Source organism: Nocardiopsis sp. NPDC055551 (assembly GCF_053619415.1).
Genome location: NZ_JBSHJJ010000010.1, coordinates 182,860 through 201,215, shown reverse-complemented (window position 1 = coordinate 201,215; position 18,356 = coordinate 182,860). Strand labels below are relative to the sequence as shown.

The window sequence follows — 18,356 nt, the reverse complement described above, 5'->3', positions numbered from 1 at the left end:
GACAGACGAATCACATGCCCCTCATCGAGGACTTCAGGCCCTCACACGATGACGATCCCCGCAACCAACAAGCGATCGACCACGATCCCAACACCCTCATCTATCCTCCGCTGATCCCCCGACCCGCCACGATCGTGGAGAACCTTCGGGAGGCGATCGGCACGATGAGGTCGGCGGCCGGGTCGATCAGCGACAGCGGCCACGACATCGAGGACACCTGGGGTGCCCTCCCCAACCACTACTCGGCGCCTGGCAGCGACACCCTCTTCTCCGCCATGGGACGGGTCTCCGAACGGGGGGACGACATCGATGGCGACATCGCCTCGGCGGTATCCGAATTGGAGACCTTCGCCGACGCGGCCGAGACCGCCAAGGAGAGGCTCGGTTCGCTCCGGGAGGAGGCCTGGGAGTTTCGTGAGGAGATGCAGGCCGAGGACGCCTGGAGCGAGAACCCGATCAACACGCTCCGTAACCTGCAACTCAAACTCGCGGTCAACAAGGCATGGGGTGAGTACCAGGACGCCGAGCGCGACTGCGCGACCGGGCTTTCATCGATCAGTGGCTCCGGTAACACCTACGTGGCCGCCGGTGAGGGCGAACCCGACACCGGAGAGGTCGTCTACGGGATCGACCCGAACGACGTCCCCGATCCGAACTTCGACCCCGGCAAGTTCTCCGATTGGAAACGGGTCCATGAGTTCACCTGGGACTACCTGGAAAACGGCGACAAGCCCAAGGGCATGAACTGGGCGGTCGACGCCGGTATGGCCGGCTGGGACAACTTCGGCGGCGGCATGGTCTGGGGCATCGGTGTCAACGCCGTGTCGGCGACCGGGCTGTGGCACGCGAACAGTGGTTGGGCCCAGAACGGTTCCGAAGTCTACGACAACGCCAAGGACCACCTGAAGGAGACCCTCAAGGGATACGGGGCGCTCGCGGGCTTGTACGGCGGATCCGGCACCGTCCTCGACGATGGTGATTTCACCGGGGAAGCCTGGCTGCAGAACATGGGCGAGTCCTGGAAGGAGGTCGCCCACGACCTGGTGCCGTGGCGGGAGTGGGACGACCGTCCCATGTACACGATCACCACTGCCGGAGGAAACCTCGCGCTGACGCTGGTGGGTGGTCTGCCGGTGCGAGGTGCGACCATGCTCGCCAGGGTGGGGACCGGGGCGTTCCGACTGGACCTCGACGAGTTCACTCCATCCCTCCACCTCGGCCCAGGGTTGGCCGCACGTCCGGGTTTCGACCTGTCCGATGTCTTCCGTGGCCGGAATCCGGATGGGTCCGGGGGAGTGCTCGGTCGGTTGAACGACCTCTCCGTGCGGCTCAACGAACTCACCACCCGTTGGTCGACACCGGAACAGTCGGTTCCGGACCGGCCCACGCCACCGTTCGCGAACCACGGCGACGCAGATGGCTCGGGTAGCAGACCTACGCGCTCCGACGAATCCGAAGGCTCCCGCGACGACCGCCATTCGGAGGAGCCCGCCTCGACGGGGCGTCGGAACGAAACCGAGGACCGATCGGTTCGTGAACTGTCCGAGGAGGTCGACCGGTTCAGCGCGATGGACGCGGAAAAGCGTGCCCGTCTGCTGAAACGCAGTTTGGACCGGGCAACGGTCGGACCCGGCGGGATGGAGATCCCCGGGCCCGACGGTCTCGGACGCCGCAATGGAGAGGACGGTTTCCAGGCTCAGAATTCCACCGCCGGCGAACCACATGGTGGACATGATGGAACCCGGGCGCGAGACGGACAGAGCCCTGGAAGTACCGCTTTGCTGGAGCGCGACTCCGGCGGTCACTCTGGGGGGACCGGCACGGGCGGTGCTTTCGGTTCCGGCGGAGGTCCCGCTCACTTCGGTGGCGGGGGTGATGGAGGCGGTGGTCGCCCCGATGATCCCTTCGCCAATGGAACCGGGGACGATCCCAGGCCACCCGGCCCCAAGACCCTGGCGGAGTTCGAGAAACACCGCTGGGGTGACCAGAAGGACCCGGCCGCGGAGGAAGCCTTCCTGCGGGATGTGGAACATCTGGTCAACCACGACGAGGATTTCCGGAAGAAATATTACAACCGGATCGGTCATCGGGTTAAAGAAGATCTTAAGATTGGGCTGGAGAATTGGCAGCTTCCCAAGCTCCACATCGATGAGAATACTGGTTGGCGCACACCTCTCAAGCAGCCGGATTCACCGGACTACTATGGGGACAAGACCAAGGTCAGGATCAATAGCCCTGACTTCCTCAAGGATTCAAATGGAAATCCGCTTACAGGTGACGAACTCGCCAGGAAGGAGAAACTCCGCGAAGATTTCAGGAGCCTTGATGCTTTGGCGGAACAGAAGGCGAAGACGTACGATGATGCGGTAAGAAAAAACGAAACCTTCAAGGCGGCGGAGAAAAAATACGGGAAATATGTAGAAGGTGGAGAAAATCATGGCCTGCTCGAAAGGGCACACCAGGACAAGGTGGATGCTTATCACAAATCGACGAAGGTGGCCGAAACCTTTGGCGAGGAGTCGGCGAAGATCGCCGCCCGCTACGAATTCGACGGAAGTCCTCTGCTTGACAAGCATGGCAATGAGGTTATGCGGGAGGTCAAGGATGATCAAGGCAACGTGATCGGGGAGGAGAAGGTCGTCAAACCGGACCTGGAAGGTGCGACCCTTTTGGGCCGTGGGTCCGGGGCTCCTGGAAACGGAAACAGTCAGTTCGACCTGATCTATGAGACCAAAGACGGGGACATCGTCATCGTCGAGGCCAAGGCCAGCACGACGACTTCCTTGGGCACAAGGATTCATGCCCCGAAGGGTGGGAGACCTGCCGATGTCATGCAGGGGACCAGTGGTTATGTTGATTCAACCCTTGACGCAATGCTAAGGCGTGGTGAAGGTTCTCTTATTCCCGTTGGGGAGGGTTCGAAGATCCCTGGAGTGCAGAAAATCGGGGGGAGGTCATTTATTGACGAAGAATCTCTTGCTGAATATATTTCCGAAAAGTCAGAGCAGGGTCAGTTGACTTATGCACTATTTAAAGGGAATCCAATGAGGGCGGGTGGTGCGGAACAGGCGAATGGGTACGATTATCGGATTTTCGACATTGGATAAAAATCGTGTATGTGGCTCGCCCCAAAATCTCTCGGCCGGTCGGCGAAAATAAACTGCGGAGGAATCAGGAGTTTATTGAAAGAAAAGCCAGTGAACTAGACGGGGGTGTTAGGAAGCTGGGTGGCGCGATTAATATCATTGACCATAAGGCTACTGAGTTTCTTGTCGCTGATCCTCGGGTGGAACAGGGTCGGACTTGGGATGCGTGGTTGACGGCAATGCAGTATCACCATGCCTTCTATCAGGCATCGATGGCGGAGCCTTATTCTCGGGTGGATTGTTTGGTCGCTGGTCGGATGCGGAACCTGCATAGTTTCAATCCGAACTATGCGATCAATGCGAGTTCGTGGATCAGTCTTATGCGTAAGACCTTGACGTGCCGCGCCGCTGATCGGTCCCGGTTTCTGGCGCGGGTTCCGGTCGAGGTTCTGCGTAGTGCGGGGGAGAGCGAGGGCACTCGTTTCATGCCCGGCGCCTACGCGGAGGTGGAGGCGTGGCAGGCGTTCGTCCTGGGTTCACCTGACACAGCGGGGCTGGTGGAGCGGGCTCGGGAGTTGTCGGACCCGAAACGGGCTTCGTTCGCCGCCGATCACGCGGAGATGGTGACGCTTCCTGAGCTGGATGTTCTGGGCCGGTTGGTCGCGGGGGACGGTCCCGGGTTCAACGAAGCCCTGGTTCGGGCCTTGGAGTTGTATCGGGAGTACACCGCGGAGGAGTTGGCCAAGGGGAGCACCACAGGGATCTTGCCGCTGGGCCTGTTGGCGTTGGCCTGTCTGGCCCATGACGGGGCCGTGGAGGGTGTGTCCCTCGAAGTGGAGTCCGATTACCTGCCCGCCGGGATCGTGAACGGTTCCTGGCGCGACGCCTTCCCCGTCTAACGACCTGTCGCATCAGTCGTCCTACTTAGAGGAGACCCCACATGGTTTTCGTTCCCCGCCGCACCCCGATCGGGTTCACGGTCGACGAGTCACGGGTGGAGGCGATCGAGGCCGAGCGTGAGCATTACGTCCGGCTCTTGGTGGAGGAGACGGCGACCGCCGACGTCCACCTCGACGCGGTGTACCGCCTCGCCATGGAATTGCTGGTCCTGGACCCCGAGTGCACCTGGATCTGGGCATGGGACGCGTGGGCGTTCGCCTTTCAGTACCACCACGCCGTCGTCGCGCTCGGGACCAGTTCGCGGGGCACCGAACTGGAGTTGTTCGTGGACTACGAGACCCGCTCGCTGGTCTCTCCAGGGGCCATGGCCGGAGCGGACGCGCGGACCTGGCTGACCGCGTTCTTCATGGGCTTGATCTGCCGGGACGAGAAGCGGGTCCGGCACCTGGCGGCCATCCCCATCGAACGGTTGCGCGGAGAGGGCAAGGCCCGGCACCCCGAGTACGTCTACGCCTGGGTGAGCGCCCTACAAGCACTGATCAACCTTGACGACCGGCTTGTCGCGCACCTGCGGGAGGCGATGGAGGGGTCGGACGCCCATTCCCGAGAGGACGCCGGATCGGCGCTGGAAGTGGACCTCTTGGTCTTTCCCCAGATGGACCTGCTGCGCGCGTACCTGACCGGCGAACCGGACGACTTCGAACGCACACTGGTACGCGGCCTGGAGATGTTCGGGGACTTCCACGCCCGCTCGGGGGGAACCGATCCGCTGGAGCAGGTCCTGCCCCTCGGCCTGCTGGGACTGGCGAGCCTGGTCTACGACGAGGCCGGGCGCGATCCGGACCAGCGGATGGACGTGCGTTCGGACTATCTTCCTCGGGTCCTCCTGGAGGGTGGGCGGTACGGGGAGCACCAGGTCTGATCCCGTACCGGGCGAGGGCGGTCTCGGACGCCTGTCGGGCCCCCTTAGTCTTGTTGCCATGACCCGCGCGAAGCTCGACAAGCAGCCCAAGGACGTCGCAGCGATGTTCGACGGCATCGCAGAGAACTACGACCTCGTCAACGACGTCATCTCGCTCGGCCAGGATCGTGCCTGGCGTCGGGCCGTGGTGGACGCGGTCGACGCCCACAGCGGTGAGCTGGTCTTGGACCTGGCCGCGGGCACCGGAACCTCCTCGGAGTCCTTCATCAGGAAGGGCGCTCGCGTCATCGCCTGCGACTTCTCCCTCGGGATGCTCAGCAAGGGCGCTGAGCGGCGGGGCGGCGCCTCTCGCGGTGGGGTGACGTTCGTGGCCGGCGACGCGCTGTCGCTGCCGTTCGCCGACGAGACCTTCGACGCGGTGACCATCTCCTTCGGTCTGCGCAACGTCGCCGACGTGGACCAGGCCCTGCGCGAGTTGCAGCGGGTGACCAAGGTCGGTGGCCGGTTGGTCATCTGCGAGTTCAGCCACATCCCGGTGGAGTTCGTCGACAAGCTCTACTCGACCTACCTGATGGCGGCGCTGCCCAAGGTCGCCGGCGCCTTCTCCGGGCGGAGCGAGGCCTACGACTACCTGTCGGAGTCGATCATGGCCTGGCCGGACCAGGCGGAGCTGTCCAAGTACCTCCAGGCGGCCGGTTGGTCGCGGGTGGCCTGGCGCAACCTGACGCTGGGCACGGTGGCCCTGCACCGTGGCTTCCGGGAAAAGTAAAATCCGACATAACGCCCAGGTGGCATTATTGTTCGTATAAATTAACAAAGTTCTCAAGTCCCAAGGAATCCTGTTCCTTGGGACTTTTTACGTTACCGATGAGTCACTTGGTCCCGCTTATCCGCCATGAGCTGCACTGTTGTCGTTGAGTGGCGCTTTGATGCCGGCTGTGGTGGTTATGGGTTCAATATCCGATTTCTTGAAGAACGGGCCCCGGGTGTCGCCTCTTGGCTCTTGGGGGGCTAGACTTCGGAAAAGAGGCTTGTGAAGTGCTTCACAAGCGCACGAGGCGTAGGACACATGGCCCTATGTCGGACAAGTCGGAAGTCCCGAACCGACCCATAACACCCCCGTTGGCGGGTCGAACCCGCACTGGCCCGCCACGGTAGGACCGCGCGAGTAGTCGAGGACCCACCCGTGAGTGAGACAGCCACCTCCGCTCCCAGAGGCCGTGAGCGGATCGAGTACGACGCCGACGTCATCGTCGTCGGCGCAGGCCCCGCTGGAGCCACCACCGCCTACTACCTGGCTCAGGCCGGACTGGACGTCCTCCTGCTGGAGAAGACCGCCTTCCCCCGGGTGAAGGTCTGCGGTGACGGACTGACACCCAGGGCCGTGAAGCAGCTCACCTCGATGGGCATCACCTTCGAGGACGAGGGTTGGATCAAGAACCACGGCCTGCGCATCGTCGGGGCCGGCGTCCGACTCGAACTTCCCTGGCCCGAACTGGCCGCCTACCCCGGGTACGGACTCGTCCGCACCCGCTACGACTTCGACCAGATCCTGGTCGAACGTGCGGTCGGCGCCGGGGCCAAGCTCCTGGAACGCACCAACGTCACCGGCCCGATCATGGACGAGCGCAGCAATCGCATCGTCGGTGTGCGCGCCAAGAACGCCGACCGCGAACCCGTGAGTTTCCGGGCGCCGCTGGTCGTGGCCGCCGACGGCAACTCCTCCCGGCTCTCCATCGGCATGGGCATCCGTAAGCGTGACGACCGTCCGATGGGCGTGGCCGTGCGCACCTACTTCGAGAGCCCCCGCCACGACGACGACTACCTGGAGTCCTGGCTGGAGCTGTGGGACCGCAGCGGCGACAAGGACGTCCTCCTGCCCGGCTACGGCTGGGTCTTCGGCGTGGGCGACGGCACCAGCAACGTCGGCCTGGGCATCCTCAACTCCACCACCGCCTTCCAGGACGTGGACTACCGCAAGCTGCTGCGCCGGTGGACCGACTCCATGCCCGAGGAATGGGGCTTCAGGGAGGAGAACCGGCAAGGCAAGATCCTCGGCTCGGCGCTTCCGATGGGCTTCAATCGGGTTCCGCACTACGCGCGCGGCCTGATGTTGGTCGGCGACGCGGGCGGCATGGTCAACCCCTTCAACGGTGAGGGCATCGCCTACGCCATGGAGGCCGGGCAGATCGCCGCGGACGTGATCGTGCAGGCGCACGGTCGCACCACCCAGCAGACGCGGGAACGCGTCCTGTTGAACTACCCGGAGATCCTCGCCGACACCTACGGCGGCTACTACACGCTCGGTCGCTACTTCGTGAAGGTCATCGGTCAGCCCGAGTTCATGAAGTACGCGACCAAGTACGGACTGCGTCAGCGCACCCTCATGAAGTTCGTGCTGAAGATGCTCGCCAACCTCACCGAGCCGAACAAGGGTGACGCCATGGACCGGGTGATCAACGGTTTGAGCAAGATGGCGCCCGCGGCCTGACCCGAGGTTTCTCGCGACGCCACGAAGAGCATGGGCCGAAGCCCTGGCGGAGGCCCGAAAAAGCACAGCGTTCTCGTGACGGGCGCCCCTTTCGGGTGCTTTCGAAAGGGTGCCCCTCACACCGAAAAGGATGCGGGACATGCAGGTGAAAACGTTCACAAGACCGCCGGGCGCGCGCCCCGGCGGGCCGTTCAACGGAGGAGGGTGAGCCGTGGAGCTGTACACACCGCTACTCGTGCTCGGCGGGATCGGCGCCGCCTTCGTGGTGGTGTCGATGGTCGTCGGAGCGATCGTCGGACCCAAGCGCTACAACCGCGCCAAGATGCAGGCCTACGAGTGCGGCATCGAGCCGACCCCGCAGCCGGCGGGTGGCGGCCGTTTCACCGTCAAGTACTACATGACGGCCATGATGTTCATCGTCTTCGACATCGAGATCATCTTCCTCATCCCCTGGGCGATCCACTTCGACGCCCTCGGCTGGTTCGGTCTGATCGCGATCATCCTCTTCCTGGTGAACGTCTCCATCGCCTACGCCTACGAATGGCGCCGCGGAGGCCTCGAATGGGACTGATCCGCATGCCCCACCCCCACCCCCAGGCACCACAGACCCGGCAGTTCAGCCTTGAGGAGGTCCGAAGCTGATGGGACTCGAAGAGAAACTCCCCGCGGGGATCGCGCTCACCACGGTCGAACAGGTCGCCGGGCTCGCCCGTAAGACCTCCATGTGGCCGGCCACGTTCGGTCTGGCCTGCTGCGCGATCGAGATGATGTCGGTCGGCGGTCCCCACTACGACCTGGCCCGTTTCGGCATGGAGAAGTTCGGTGCCACCCCCCGACAGGCCGACCTGATGGTCGTCGCCGGACGCGTGAGCCAGAAGATGGCGCCGGTCCTGCGGCAGATCTACGACCAGATGCCCGAACCCAAGTGGGTCATCGCGATGGGCGTGTGCGCGTCCAGCGGAGGCATGTTCAACAACTACGCGATCGTCCAGGGCGTGGACCACATCGTCCCCGTCGACATCTACCTGCCGGGCTGCCCGCCCAGGCCGGAGATGTTCCTGGACGCCGTGCTCAAGCTCCACGACAAGGTGCAGAACACCAAGCTCGGCGCCCATCGGGAGCAGGAGATCACCGAGACCGAGGAGCGGATGCTCCGTCATTCGCTGCCGCTGGTGACCAAGGACTGATCATGAGCAACGAGTACGAGCGCGACCGCGACGAGTCGGCGGAGAACCTGCCCGACCAGCTCGGGCGTGAACGGTTGGCCGCGCCGATCAAGCGAACCGGCATGTTCGGGTCGACGACCACGGGGGACACCTCCGGGTTCGGTGGGCTGAAGGTGCGGGGGAGCGCTCCCGTCCACAGCAGTCGGCCCTTCACCGACCCCGACGACCCGCGCACCGCCGACTTCGACCGGGTCGCCGACGACCTGGAGGCGGCGTTGAACGCCCTGGAACGGGCGGACCTCGTCGAGAGGGTCGTGGTGGCGGTCGGGGAGATCACCTTCCACGTCCGTCGCGAGGGCCTCCTGGAACTGGCCCGGGTACTGCGCGACGACCCCGCCCTGCGCTACGAGCTGTGCACCGGCGTGATCGGGGTGCACTACCCCGACCAGGTCGGGCGCGAGCTGCACGCGGTCTACCACTTCCGGTCGATCACCCACAACAGCGAGATCCGGGTCGAGACCACCTGCCCCGACGCCGACCCGCACGTGCCCTCCATCGTGTCGGTATATCCGACCAACGACTGGCACGAGCGCGAGGCCTGGGACTTCTTCGGGATCGTCTTCGACGACCACCCGGCCCTGACCCGTATCCAGATGCCCGACGACTGGGAAGGCCACCCCCAGCGCAAGGACTACCCACTGGGCGGCGTCCCGGTCGAGTACCGGGGCGCGACCGTGCCCCCACCGGACGAGCGGCGGGACTACAAGTGAACCGCCCGGCCACCACACGAGTGATTCGAAGGGCCATCCAGAAGGGAGGCACGGCATGACCGTCACCGAGGACTACATCGACGCCTCCGGTGGGGACTGGGACGACGTCGTCGAGAAGGCCCAGGGCAGTAGCGCCGAGCGCCTCGTCGTCAACATGGGACCGCAGCACCCGTCCACGCACGGCGTGCTCCGGCTGATCCTCACCCTGGACGGCGAGACCTGCACCGAAGCCCGAGTCGGCATCGGTTACCTGCACACCGGTATCGAGAAGAACATGGAGTACCGGACGTGGACGCAGGGCACCACGTTCGTGACCCGCATGGACTACCTGACGCCGCTCTTCAACGAGACGGCGTACTGCCTGGCGGTCGAGAAGCTGCTCGGCATCACCGACCGCATCCCCGACCGGGCCAACGTCATCCGGATCCTGCTCATGGAGCTGAACCGGATGGCCTCGCACTTCGTGGCCATGGCGACGTTCGGCATGGAGCTGGGCGCCACCACGATCATGACCAACGGCTTCCGTGAACGCGAGATGATCCTCGACATCTTCGAGCTCATCACGGGTCTGCGAATGAACCACGCCTTCATCCGCCCCGGCGGGGTGGCCCAGGACCTGCCTCCGGGCGCGGTCGGCAAGGTGCGGGAACTGCTCAAGGACATGCCCGAGCGCATCAAGATCATGCGCAAGCTCCTGGACGAGAACCCCCTCTACCTGGCCCGGACCAAGGACGTCGCCTACCTCAACCTGCCCGGTTGCATGGCGCTCGGCGTCACCGGACCGCTGGTGCGCGCCTCCGGTCTGGCCTGGGACCTGCGCAAGGCCAAGCCCTACTGCGGCTACGAGAACTACGAGTTCGACGTGCCGGTCTCCGACGGCGGCGACGTGTACGCCCGTTACCGGGTGCGCATGGCCGAGATGGAGGAGAGCCTCAAGATCGTCGAGCAGTGCCTGGACAAGCTGGAGCCCGGGCCCGTGATGATCGAGGACGCCAAGATCGGTTGGCCCGCCAAGCTCGCGCTGGGTCCGGACGGTCTGGGCAACTCCCCGGACCACATCGCGCACATCATGAGCGGCTCGATGGAGGCGCTCATCCACCACTTCAAGTTGGTCACCGAGGGTTTCCGGGTCCCGGCCGGCCAGGCGTACGCGGCGGTGGAGAGCGCCAAGGGCGAACTCGGCTGCCACGCCGTCAGTGACGGGGGCACCCGCCCCTACCGCGTCCACTTCCGCGACCCGTCGTTCACCCACCTCCAGGCCGTCGCCGCCATGTGCGAGGGCGGGACGGTGGCGGACGTCATCGCGGCCGTGGCCAGTATCGACCCGGTGATGGGAGGAGTGGACCGGTGAGCGAGAACAACGACAACGGGACCACCGAGACCGAACAGAGCGTCTTCACCGACGAGGTGGTGGCCCGCCTGGCGCAGGACGCCAAGGAGATCATCAGCCGCTACCCGAAGCCGCGGTCGGCGCTGCTGCCGCTGCTGCACCTGGTGCAGTCCGAGGAAGGGCACGTCAGTCGGGACGGCATGAGGTTCTGCGCCGACCAGCTGGACATCACCCTCGCCGAGGTCAACGCGGTCGCCACGTTCTACACCATGTACCGCCGCCGTCCCGGCGGCGACTACCAGGTGGGCGTGTGCACCAACACCCTGTGCGCGGTGATGGGCGGAGACGAGATCTTCTCCTCCCTCAAGGAGCACCTGGACCTGGAGAACGGCGAGACCACCGAGGACGGCAAGGTCACGCTGGAGCACGTGGAGTGCAACGCGGCCTGCGACTTCGCCCCCGTGGTGATGGTCAACTGGGAGTTCTTCGACGACCAGACGCCCGCCACCGCCAAGCAGCTGGTCGACGACCTGCGCTTGGGCGAGGACGTCGCGCCCACCCGCGGCCCGAAGAGCCTGTGCACCTGGAAGCAGGCCTCGCGCGTGCTCGCCGGGTTCGACGACGGGCGCGCGGGCGAGGGTGTCCAGGCGGCCACCCCGTCGCTGGCCGGCCTCAAGCTCGCCCAGCAGCGCGGGTGGACGGCTCCGGACCCCGACGACCTCCCCACACCTTCTTCCGACGAGCAGGGTGAGGAGGGCGCCAAGTGACCACCCTGACCCCGATCCTGTCCAAGAACTGGGATCGTCCCGACTCCTTCACGATCGACGGTTACCGGGCCACCGGCGGCTATGAGGCGCTGCGCAAGGCGCTGACCATGGAGCCCGACGGCATCGTCGACCTGGTCAAGGAAGCCGGCCTGCGCGGCCGCGGCGGCGCGGGCTTCCCCACCGGGATGAAGTGGGGGTTCCTGCCCAAGGACAACCCCAACCCGCGCTACCTCGTCGTCAACGCCGACGAGTCCGAGCCGGGTACCTGCAAGGACATCCCGCTCATGCTCGCCAACCCGCACGTGTTGGTGGAGGGCGTGGCGATCGCCGCCTACGCGATCAAGTCCAGCCAGGCCTTCATCTACGTGCGCGGTGAGGTCCTGCACGTCATCCGACGGCTCCGTCAGGCGGTGGCCGACGCCTACGAGGCCGGACTGCTGGGCAAGGACATTCTCGGCACCGGCTTCGACCTCGACGTGGTCGTGCACGCCGGGGCCGGCGCCTACATCTGCGGTGAGGAGACCGCCCTCCTGGACTCCCTGGAGGGCTACAAGGGCCAGCCGCGGCTCAAGCCGCCGTTCCCCGCGGTGGCCGGGCTCTACGCCTCCCCCACCGTGGTGAACAACGTGGAGTCCATCGCCAGCGTCCCGGGGATCGTCGCCAACGGCGCCGAGTGGTTCACCTCCATGGGCACCGAGAAGTCCGCCGGGTTCGGCTTCTTCTCGCTGTCCGGGCACGTCGCCAACCCCGGCCAGTACGAGGCGCCGCTCGGCATCACGCTGCGCGAACTCCTCGACATGGCGGGCGGGATGCGCGCCGGGCACGAACTCAAGTTCTGGACCCCGGGCGGTTCCTCCACACCGATCTTCACCGACGAGCACCTGGACACCCCGCTCGACTTCGAGTCGGTGGGCGCCGCCGGGTCCATGCTCGGCACCCGCGCCCTCCAGATCTTCGACGAGACCACCTGCGTGGTGCGCGCCGTCGGCCGTTGGATCGCCTTCTACGCCCACGAGTCCTGCGGCAAGTGCACGCCCTGCCGCGAGGGCAACTTCTGGATGGTCCAGGTCCTGGACCGGCTGGAGCGGGGCGAGGGCACCGAGGCCGACATCGACAAGCTCCTGGACATCTGCGACAACCTGCTCGGTCGCTCCTTCTGCGCCCTGGGCGACGGTGCCACCAGCCCCGTCATGTCGTCGATCAAGTACTTCCGCCAGGAGTACGTCGACCACTTCGAGAAGGGCGGCTGTCCCTTCGACCACTCCAGGTCCACCCTCTGGGCGGACCGGCCGACCTCTGCAGAGGGAGGGAACCGATGACCGTCACCTCCAACACATCCGGCGGGTCCTCACCCGCCCCGCCCCCGGAGGATCTGATCACCGTCACCATCGACGGTTTCCAGCTCCGGGTGCCCAAGGGGACCCTGCTGATCCGCGCGGCCGAGCTGCTCGGCATTCAGATCCCCCGGTTCTGCGACCACCCGTTGCTCGATCCGGTCGCCGCCTGCCGCCAGTGCCTGGTCGAGATCCCCGACATGGGCAACGGCCGGGGAATGCCCAAGCCACAACCCTCCTGCGCCATCACGGTCATGGAGGGCATGGTGGTCAACACCCAGTTGACCTCCTCGGTGGCGGAGAAGGCCCAGCGCGGAATCATGGAGTTCCTGCTGATCAACCACCCGCTGGACTGTCCTGTCTGCGACAAGGGCGGCGAGTGTCCCCTGCAGAACCAGGCCATGTCCACGGGGCAGGGCGAGACCCGCTTCATCGACGTCAAGCGCACCTTCCCCAAGCCCGTCTCGCTGTCGACCGAGGTGCTGCTGGACCGCGAGCGCTGCATCCAGTGCACGCGTTGCACCCGCTTCGCCGCCGAGATCGCCGGTGACCCGTTGATCGAGCTCATGGAGCGCGGCGCCCAGGAACAGATCGGCATCGCCGAGGGGGAGCCGTTCGACTCCTACTTCTCCGGCAACACGGTGCAGATCTGCCCGGTGGGCGCGCTCACCGGCGCCGCCTACCGGTTCCGGTCACGCCCCTTCGACCTGGTCTCCACCCCCAGTATCTGCGAGCACTGCGCCGGTGGTTGCGCACAGCGCACCGACCACCGACGGGGCAAGGTCACCCGCCGCCTGGCCGGCGACGACCCGCAGGTGAACGAGGAGTGGAACTGCGACAAGGGTCGGTGGGCGTTCACCTACGCCACCGAGGGCGACCGGCTCAGCCGCCCCCTGGTCCGTGACGAGGACTCCCGGGCCCTGGAGTTCGCCTCCTGGCCCGAGGCCATCGGCATGGCCGCCCAGGGACTGGCCGCCGCTCGCGGCAACGTGGGCGTACTGGTCGGCGGACGCCTCACCTACGAGGACGCCTACGCCTACGCCAAGTTCGCCCGCGTGGCCCTGGGCACCAACGACGTGGACGCCCGCGCCCGCGAGCACTCCGCCGAGGAGGCGGCCTTCCTCGCCGCGCGTGTGGCGGGCAGGCCGGTGGACGTCGACTTCACCTCGGTGGAGAAGGCGCCCGCGGTGCTGCTCGCCGGATTCGACCCCGAGGACGAGTCGGCCTCCACGTTCCTGCGCCTGCGCAAGGGCATGCGCAAGCGAGGACTGAAGGTGTACTCGCTGGCCTCGCACTCCACCCTCGGCCTGACCAAGACCAAGGGCACGCTCGTTCGGACCGTCCCGGGTGATGAGGGTCGGACCCTCAACTCCCTGGACGTGGAACATCCCGAGATCCTCCAGGCCATGGGCCAGGAGGGCGCGATCATCCTGGTGGGCGAGCGGCTCGCCGCCGCCCCCGGCGCGCTCACAGCGGCGGTCGCCCTGTCCGAACGCACCGGAGCCCGCCTGGCGTGGATCCCGCGTCGCGCGGGTGAGCGCGGCGCCATCGACGCCGGGGCGCTCCCGAACCTGCTGCCCGGCGGACGTCCTGTCGCCGACGCCTCGGCCCGCGCCGAGGTCGCCCGAGCCTGGAACGTCGGTTCCCTGCCGAGCGAACCCGGCCGCGACACCGACGCGATCATCGCCGCGGCCGCCGCCGGTGAACTGGACGCCCTGGTCATCGCGGGGCTGGAACTGGACGACCTGCCCGACCCCGAGGCGGCCCGCGCCGCCCTGGCCCGGGTGCCGTTCATCGTCAGCCTGGAACTACGCGCCAGTGACGTCACCGACCGCGCCGACGTGGTGTTCCCGGTGGCCGCCGTCGCCGAGAAGTCCGGCACCTTCGTCAACTGGGAGGGCCGTCACCGACCCTTCGGTGAGGCGCTCAAGGTGCCCGGAGCCCTCTCCGACCTGCGGGTCCTGTCCGCCATCGCGGACGAGATGGACGTGCACCTGGGTCTGCCCGACGCCACGGGCGCCCACCGGGAACTGTTGGAGTTGGGCCCGTGGGCGGGGAACCGCCCCGTCGGCCCCTCCGCGCGTCCGGTGGCCACACCCGAACCCGGCCCCGGCCGCGCGCTGCTGTCCACCTGGAAGCAGTTGCTCGGCACCGGCCGCATGGAGGACGGCGAGCCCTACCTGGCCGGGACCGCCCGCAAGGCCCGTGCCTACCTGTCCAAGACCACGGCGGAGGAGGTCGGCGTCTCCGACGGCGGCTCGCTGCGCGTCACCGGCCCCCTGGGGACGGTGACCGTGCCCGCGGTCGTCACCGACATCGCCGACCGGGTCGTCTGGCTCCCGGCCAACGCGCACGGCTGCGACATCCGTCGTGACCTGGGCGCCACCGCCGGGCAGACGGTCGAACTGGCCTCGCCCACCACCAACGGGAGGCAACAGTGACCCCCGCCGCTCTCGATCCGCGCGTGGCCGACCTGGCCGCGGAGAGCACCCTGAGCGCCTTCGGGAACGACCCGTGGTGGATCACCACCATCAAGGCGCTGGGCATCTTCGTGTTCCTGATGGTCTGCGTGCTGATGATGATCATGGCCGACCGTAAGGTCATGGGCCGCATGCAGCAGCGACACGGACCCAACCGGATGGGCCCCTTCGGCCTCCTGCAGTCCCTGTTCGACGGGATCAAGCTCTCCCTCAAGGAGGACGTGATCCCGCGCGGTGTGGACCGGTTCGTCTACATCGCCGCGCCGATGATCGCCGCCATTCCGGCGTTCCTCGCCTTCTCGGTCATCCCGATGGGTCCCGAGGTGAACATGTTCGGGGTCATGACCCCGCTACAGCTCACCGACCTGCCCATCGCCGCGCTGCTGGTGCTGGCCACCGCCGCGCTGGGCGTGTACGGGATCGTCCTGGGCGGCTGGGCCTCCCAATCCCCGTACGCCCTGCTCGGTGGTCTGCGCGCCTCCGCGCAGGTGATCAGCTACGAGGTCGCCATGGGCCTGTCCTTCGTGGCGGTCTTCATCATGGCGGGCACCCTCACCACCTCCGGCATCGTCGCGGCCCAGGAGAACCTGTGGTTCGCGGTGCTGCTCCTGCCCTCCTTCCTCATCTACATCGTCACGATGATCGGCGAGACCAACCGGCTCCCGTTCGACCTGGCCGAGGGTGAGGGCGAGATCGTCGGTGGCTTCATGACCGAGTACGGGTCCATGAAGTTCACGATGTTCTTCCTCGCGGAGTACGTGAACATGTGCACCGTCGCCGCGGTGTCCGTGACGCTCTTCCTCGGCGGCTGGTACGCGCCGCCCGGCGTCACCGCGATCATCCCCGGCGCCAACGAGGGCTGGCTGCCGCTCCTGTGGTGGCTGCTCAAGTTCGTCGCCGTGATGTTCCTGTTCATCTGGGCCCGGGGCAGCCTCCCGCGTGTGCGCTACGACCAGCTGATGAAGCTCGGCTGGAAGGTCCTCATCCCGATCCAGCTCGTGTGGATCACCGGTGTGGCCGTCGTGCGCATGCTCATCCTGGACGGCGCCTCCCCGGTCATCATCGGGGCGGTCGTCGCGGCCTTCACCGTGGCCACCATCGCCGCCTTCGCCGCTTGGGTGCGCTTCGTGCGCCGCGAGCGCGCCGAGGAGGCCAAGGTGCGTGCCGAGAACGCGCGCCGAGCCCACAAGGAACCCTCCTTCGGCGGGTTCCCGGTGCCCCCGAGCACCGCCGCCCACTACGGCAGCCGCGTGCTCGCCGAGCCGTCTCGGACGGCCTCGGCCGGCACCGTCGAACGCAATCAGAAGAAGGGGGAGGTTACCGGTGCTTGAGTGGCTCAACCCCGTCAAGGGTTTCGGTGTCACCTTCCACACGATGTTCAAGAAGGTGCCCACCGTCGAGTACCCGGAGGTCAAGCGCCCCACGGCGCCGCGCTTCCACGGACGGCACCAGCTGAACCGGTGGGCCGACGGCCTGGAGAAGTGCATCGGGTGCGAACTGTGCGCCTGGGCCTGCCCGGCCGACGCCATCTACGTGGAGGCCGGTGACAACACCGACGACGACCGGTACTCGCCCGGCGAACGCTACGGTCGCGTCTACCAGATCAACTACCTGCGCTGCATCCTCTGCGGTCTGTGCGTCGAGGCCTGCCCGACCCGGGCGCTCACCATGACCAACGAGTACGAGCTCGCCGACGACAGCCGGCAGAGCCTCATCTGGACCAAGGAGCAGCTCCTGGCGCCCCTCACCGAGGAGATGGAGCAGCCCCCGCACCCGATGCGGCTCGGCGACGACGAGCAGGACTACTACGCCACCGGGCGCGGTCAGCACGGCACGCAGGACCGGCCGGAGAACGCGGAGGCCACCCCGTGACCCCGCTCGACACGACTCCGCACGTCCTGCACTCCGCGGCGGGAGCGCCGATCGGGTCGGGGGAGACCGCCCTGTTCTGGGTACTGGGCACCATCGTGGTGCTCGGTGCCCTGGGCGTGGTCTTCTCCCGCAAGGCCGTCCACTCGGCCCTGTCGATGGCGTTGACGATGGTCGGCCTGGCGATCTTCTACGGCATCAACGAGGCGCCGTTCCTGATGGTCGTCCAGATCGTCGTCTACACCGGCGCCGTCCTCATGCTGTTCCTGTTCGTACTGATGCTCGTCGGCGTCAGCTCCTCCGACTCCGTGGTGGAGACCCTGCGCGGACAGCGGCTGTTGACGGCGATCGTCGCGATCTGCTTCATCGGCGCCCTCGCCACCGGGATCACCCGCATCACGGTGGGCGACCCGGCCGGGATCGCCGCCGCGGCCCCGGTCGGAGGAACCATCCCGTGGCTGGCCGGCGAGCTGATCATGCGCTACCTGGTCGCGTTCGAGGCCACGGCCGCGCTGCTCATCACCGCGGTGCTGGGCGCCATGGTGCTCGCGCACACCGCTCGGATCGGCAAGCGCCGCACCCAGCGGGAGATGTCCGAGGACCGCATCCGCGGCGACCACCCCACCCCGCTGCCCGGGCCGGGCACCTACGCCAGGCACAACGCGATCGACATGCCCGCGCTGCTGCCGGACGGCACGGTCTCCCAGCTGTCCCTCAACCCCGTCCTCACCGCGCGCGACCCCCAGTACCAGAAGGGCGTGCCCATGGACATCCGGGCGACTCCGCTCCAGGGCGGGGGGTCCGACGCGATCCGACCCGAGGACGACGAACCCACCGCCGGGAAGGGGGCCCGACCCACCGGCGACGGTGAGGACGGCTCCGACCCGGCGGTCGACAACGGCACCAACGGCAACGGGCAGGAGGTCGAGTCCACGTGGACCCGATGAACTACATCGTCCTCGCGGCGCTTCTGTTCACCATCGGCGCGGTCGGCGTCCTCGTCCGACGCAACGCGATCATCGTCTTCATGTGCGTGGAGCTCATGCTCAACGCCTGCAACCTGGCGTTCGTCGCGTTCGCTCGGATGCACGGGGACATCGAGGGGCAGGTCATCGCGTTCTTCGTGATGGTCGTCGCCGCCGCCGAGGTGGTCGTGGGCCTCGCGATCATCATGCAGATCTTCCGAACCCGCAGGTCCGCGTCGCTCGATGACGCCAACCTGCTCAAGCACTAGAAGGCGA

The 18,356-nt window shown here is 66.6% G+C and carries 16 protein-coding genes; all 16 read left to right on the top strand.

What is annotated here, in order from left to right; genetic code table 11:
• Positions 1-14: 14 nt before the first annotated feature.
• The 16 genes from ACWGSK_RS19320 (at position 15) to nuoK (ending at position 18,349) form a co-directional block, all read left to right on the top strand.
• Positions 15-3,107, top strand: coding sequence for a hypothetical protein (locus ACWGSK_RS19320; RefSeq protein ID WP_452456367.1), 3,093 nt, complete (start codon positions 15-17; stop codon positions 3,105-3,107).
• A 5-nt stretch (positions 3,108-3,112) separates the two neighbouring features.
• Positions 3,113-3,985: an immunity 49 family protein gene (locus ACWGSK_RS19315; RefSeq protein WP_452456366.1), complete on the top strand. Its 873-nt coding sequence runs from the start codon at positions 3,113-3,115 to the stop codon at positions 3,983-3,985.
• Positions 3,986-4,026: 41 nt separating this feature from the next.
• The gene (locus ACWGSK_RS19310) at positions 4,027-4,908 is read left to right on the top strand and encodes an immunity 49 family protein (RefSeq protein ID WP_452456365.1); all 882 of its coding nucleotides are present in this window, start codon (positions 4,027-4,029) and stop codon (positions 4,906-4,908) included.
• A gap of 58 nt (positions 4,909-4,966) precedes the next feature.
• Positions 4,967-5,677, top strand: a complete 711-nt coding sequence (locus ACWGSK_RS19305; RefSeq protein WP_358507711.1) for a demethylmenaquinone methyltransferase — start codon at positions 4,967-4,969, stop codon at positions 5,675-5,677.
• 417 nt (positions 5,678-6,094) lie between these two features.
• Positions 6,095-7,399 (top strand): geranylgeranyl reductase family protein, encoded by a 1,305-nt coding sequence (locus tag ACWGSK_RS19300; protein WP_358507709.1) that lies wholly within the window; start codon positions 6,095-6,097, stop codon positions 7,397-7,399.
• 211 nt (positions 7,400-7,610) lie between these two features.
• Positions 7,611-7,970 carry an NADH-quinone oxidoreductase subunit A gene (locus tag ACWGSK_RS19295; RefSeq protein ID WP_067597535.1) on the top strand — a complete coding sequence of 120 codons (360 nt, stop codon included), beginning with the start codon at positions 7,611-7,613 and terminating at the stop codon, positions 7,968-7,970.
• A 70-nt stretch (positions 7,971-8,040) separates the two neighbouring features.
• Positions 8,041-8,586: a NuoB/complex I 20 kDa subunit family protein gene (locus ACWGSK_RS19290; protein ID WP_067597538.1), complete on the top strand. Its 546-nt coding sequence runs from the start codon at positions 8,041-8,043 to the stop codon at positions 8,584-8,586.
• Positions 8,587-8,588: 2 nt separating this feature from the next.
• Positions 8,589-9,335, top strand: coding sequence for an NADH-quinone oxidoreductase subunit C (locus ACWGSK_RS19285; RefSeq protein ID WP_452456364.1), 747 nt, complete (start codon positions 8,589-8,591; stop codon positions 9,333-9,335).
• A 55-nt stretch (positions 9,336-9,390) separates the two neighbouring features.
• Positions 9,391-10,686 carry an NADH-quinone oxidoreductase subunit D gene (locus ACWGSK_RS19280; protein ID WP_358507704.1) on the top strand — a complete coding sequence of 432 codons (1,296 nt, stop codon included), beginning with the start codon at positions 9,391-9,393 and terminating at the stop codon, positions 10,684-10,686.
• Positions 10,683-11,432, top strand: a complete 750-nt coding sequence (nuoE, locus tag ACWGSK_RS19275) for an NADH-quinone oxidoreductase subunit NuoE (protein WP_358507702.1) — start codon at positions 10,683-10,685, stop codon at positions 11,430-11,432. The genes ACWGSK_RS19280 and nuoE overlap by 4 nt, the downstream gene beginning before the upstream one ends.
• Positions 11,429-12,751: an NADH-quinone oxidoreductase subunit NuoF gene (gene nuoF, locus ACWGSK_RS19270; RefSeq protein ID WP_358507701.1), complete on the top strand. Its 1,323-nt coding sequence runs from the start codon at positions 11,429-11,431 to the stop codon at positions 12,749-12,751. Before nuoE ends, nuoF begins: the two co-directional genes overlap by 4 nt.
• Positions 12,748-15,207, top strand: a complete 2,460-nt coding sequence (locus ACWGSK_RS19265; RefSeq protein WP_358507700.1) for an NADH-quinone oxidoreductase subunit G — start codon at positions 12,748-12,750, stop codon at positions 15,205-15,207. Before nuoF ends, ACWGSK_RS19265 begins: the two co-directional genes overlap by 4 nt.
• Positions 15,204-16,577, top strand: a complete 1,374-nt coding sequence (nuoH, locus tag ACWGSK_RS19260; RefSeq protein ID WP_358507698.1) for an NADH-quinone oxidoreductase subunit NuoH — start codon at positions 15,204-15,206, stop codon at positions 16,575-16,577. The genes ACWGSK_RS19265 and nuoH overlap by 4 nt, the downstream gene beginning before the upstream one ends.
• Positions 16,570-17,118 (top strand): NADH-quinone oxidoreductase subunit NuoI, encoded by a 549-nt coding sequence (gene nuoI / locus ACWGSK_RS19255; protein WP_358507696.1) that lies wholly within the window; start codon positions 16,570-16,572, stop codon positions 17,116-17,118. The genes nuoH and nuoI overlap by 8 nt, the downstream gene beginning before the upstream one ends.
• Positions 17,115-18,062 carry an NADH-quinone oxidoreductase subunit J gene (locus tag ACWGSK_RS19250; protein ID WP_358507694.1) on the top strand — a complete coding sequence of 316 codons (948 nt, stop codon included), beginning with the start codon at positions 17,115-17,117 and terminating at the stop codon, positions 18,060-18,062. The genes nuoI and ACWGSK_RS19250 overlap by 4 nt, the downstream gene beginning before the upstream one ends.
• On the top strand, positions 18,050-18,349 hold the full coding sequence (nuoK, locus tag ACWGSK_RS19245) for an NADH-quinone oxidoreductase subunit NuoK (protein WP_013156051.1): 300 nt from the start codon (positions 18,050-18,052) through the stop codon (positions 18,347-18,349). Before ACWGSK_RS19250 ends, nuoK begins: the two co-directional genes overlap by 13 nt.
• Positions 18,350-18,356 lie beyond the last annotated feature (7 nt).

Bases quoted from the DNA above. Each gene is read 5' to 3' on its own strand.
- ACWGSK_RS19310 (WP_452456365.1), top strand. From the start codon at position 4,027: ATGGTTTTCGTTCCCCGCCGCACCCCGATCGGGTTCACGGTCGACGAG.
- ACWGSK_RS19285 (WP_452456364.1), top strand. From the start codon at position 8,589: ATGAGCAACGAGTACGAGCGCGACCGCGACGAGTCGGCGGAGAACCTG.
- ACWGSK_RS19320 (WP_452456367.1), top strand. From the start codon at position 15: ATGCCCCTCATCGAGGACTTCAGGCCCTCACACGATGACGATCCCCGC.
- ACWGSK_RS19305 (WP_358507711.1), top strand. From the start codon at position 4,967: ATGACCCGCGCGAAGCTCGACAAGCAGCCCAAGGACGTCGCAGCGATG.
- ACWGSK_RS19265 (WP_358507700.1), top strand. From the start codon at position 12,748: ATGACCGTCACCTCCAACACATCCGGCGGGTCCTCACCCGCCCCGCCC.
- ACWGSK_RS19280 (WP_358507704.1), top strand. From the start codon at position 9,391: ATGACCGTCACCGAGGACTACATCGACGCCTCCGGTGGGGACTGGGAC.
- ACWGSK_RS19290 (WP_067597538.1), top strand. From the start codon at position 8,041: ATGGGACTCGAAGAGAAACTCCCCGCGGGGATCGCGCTCACCACGGTC.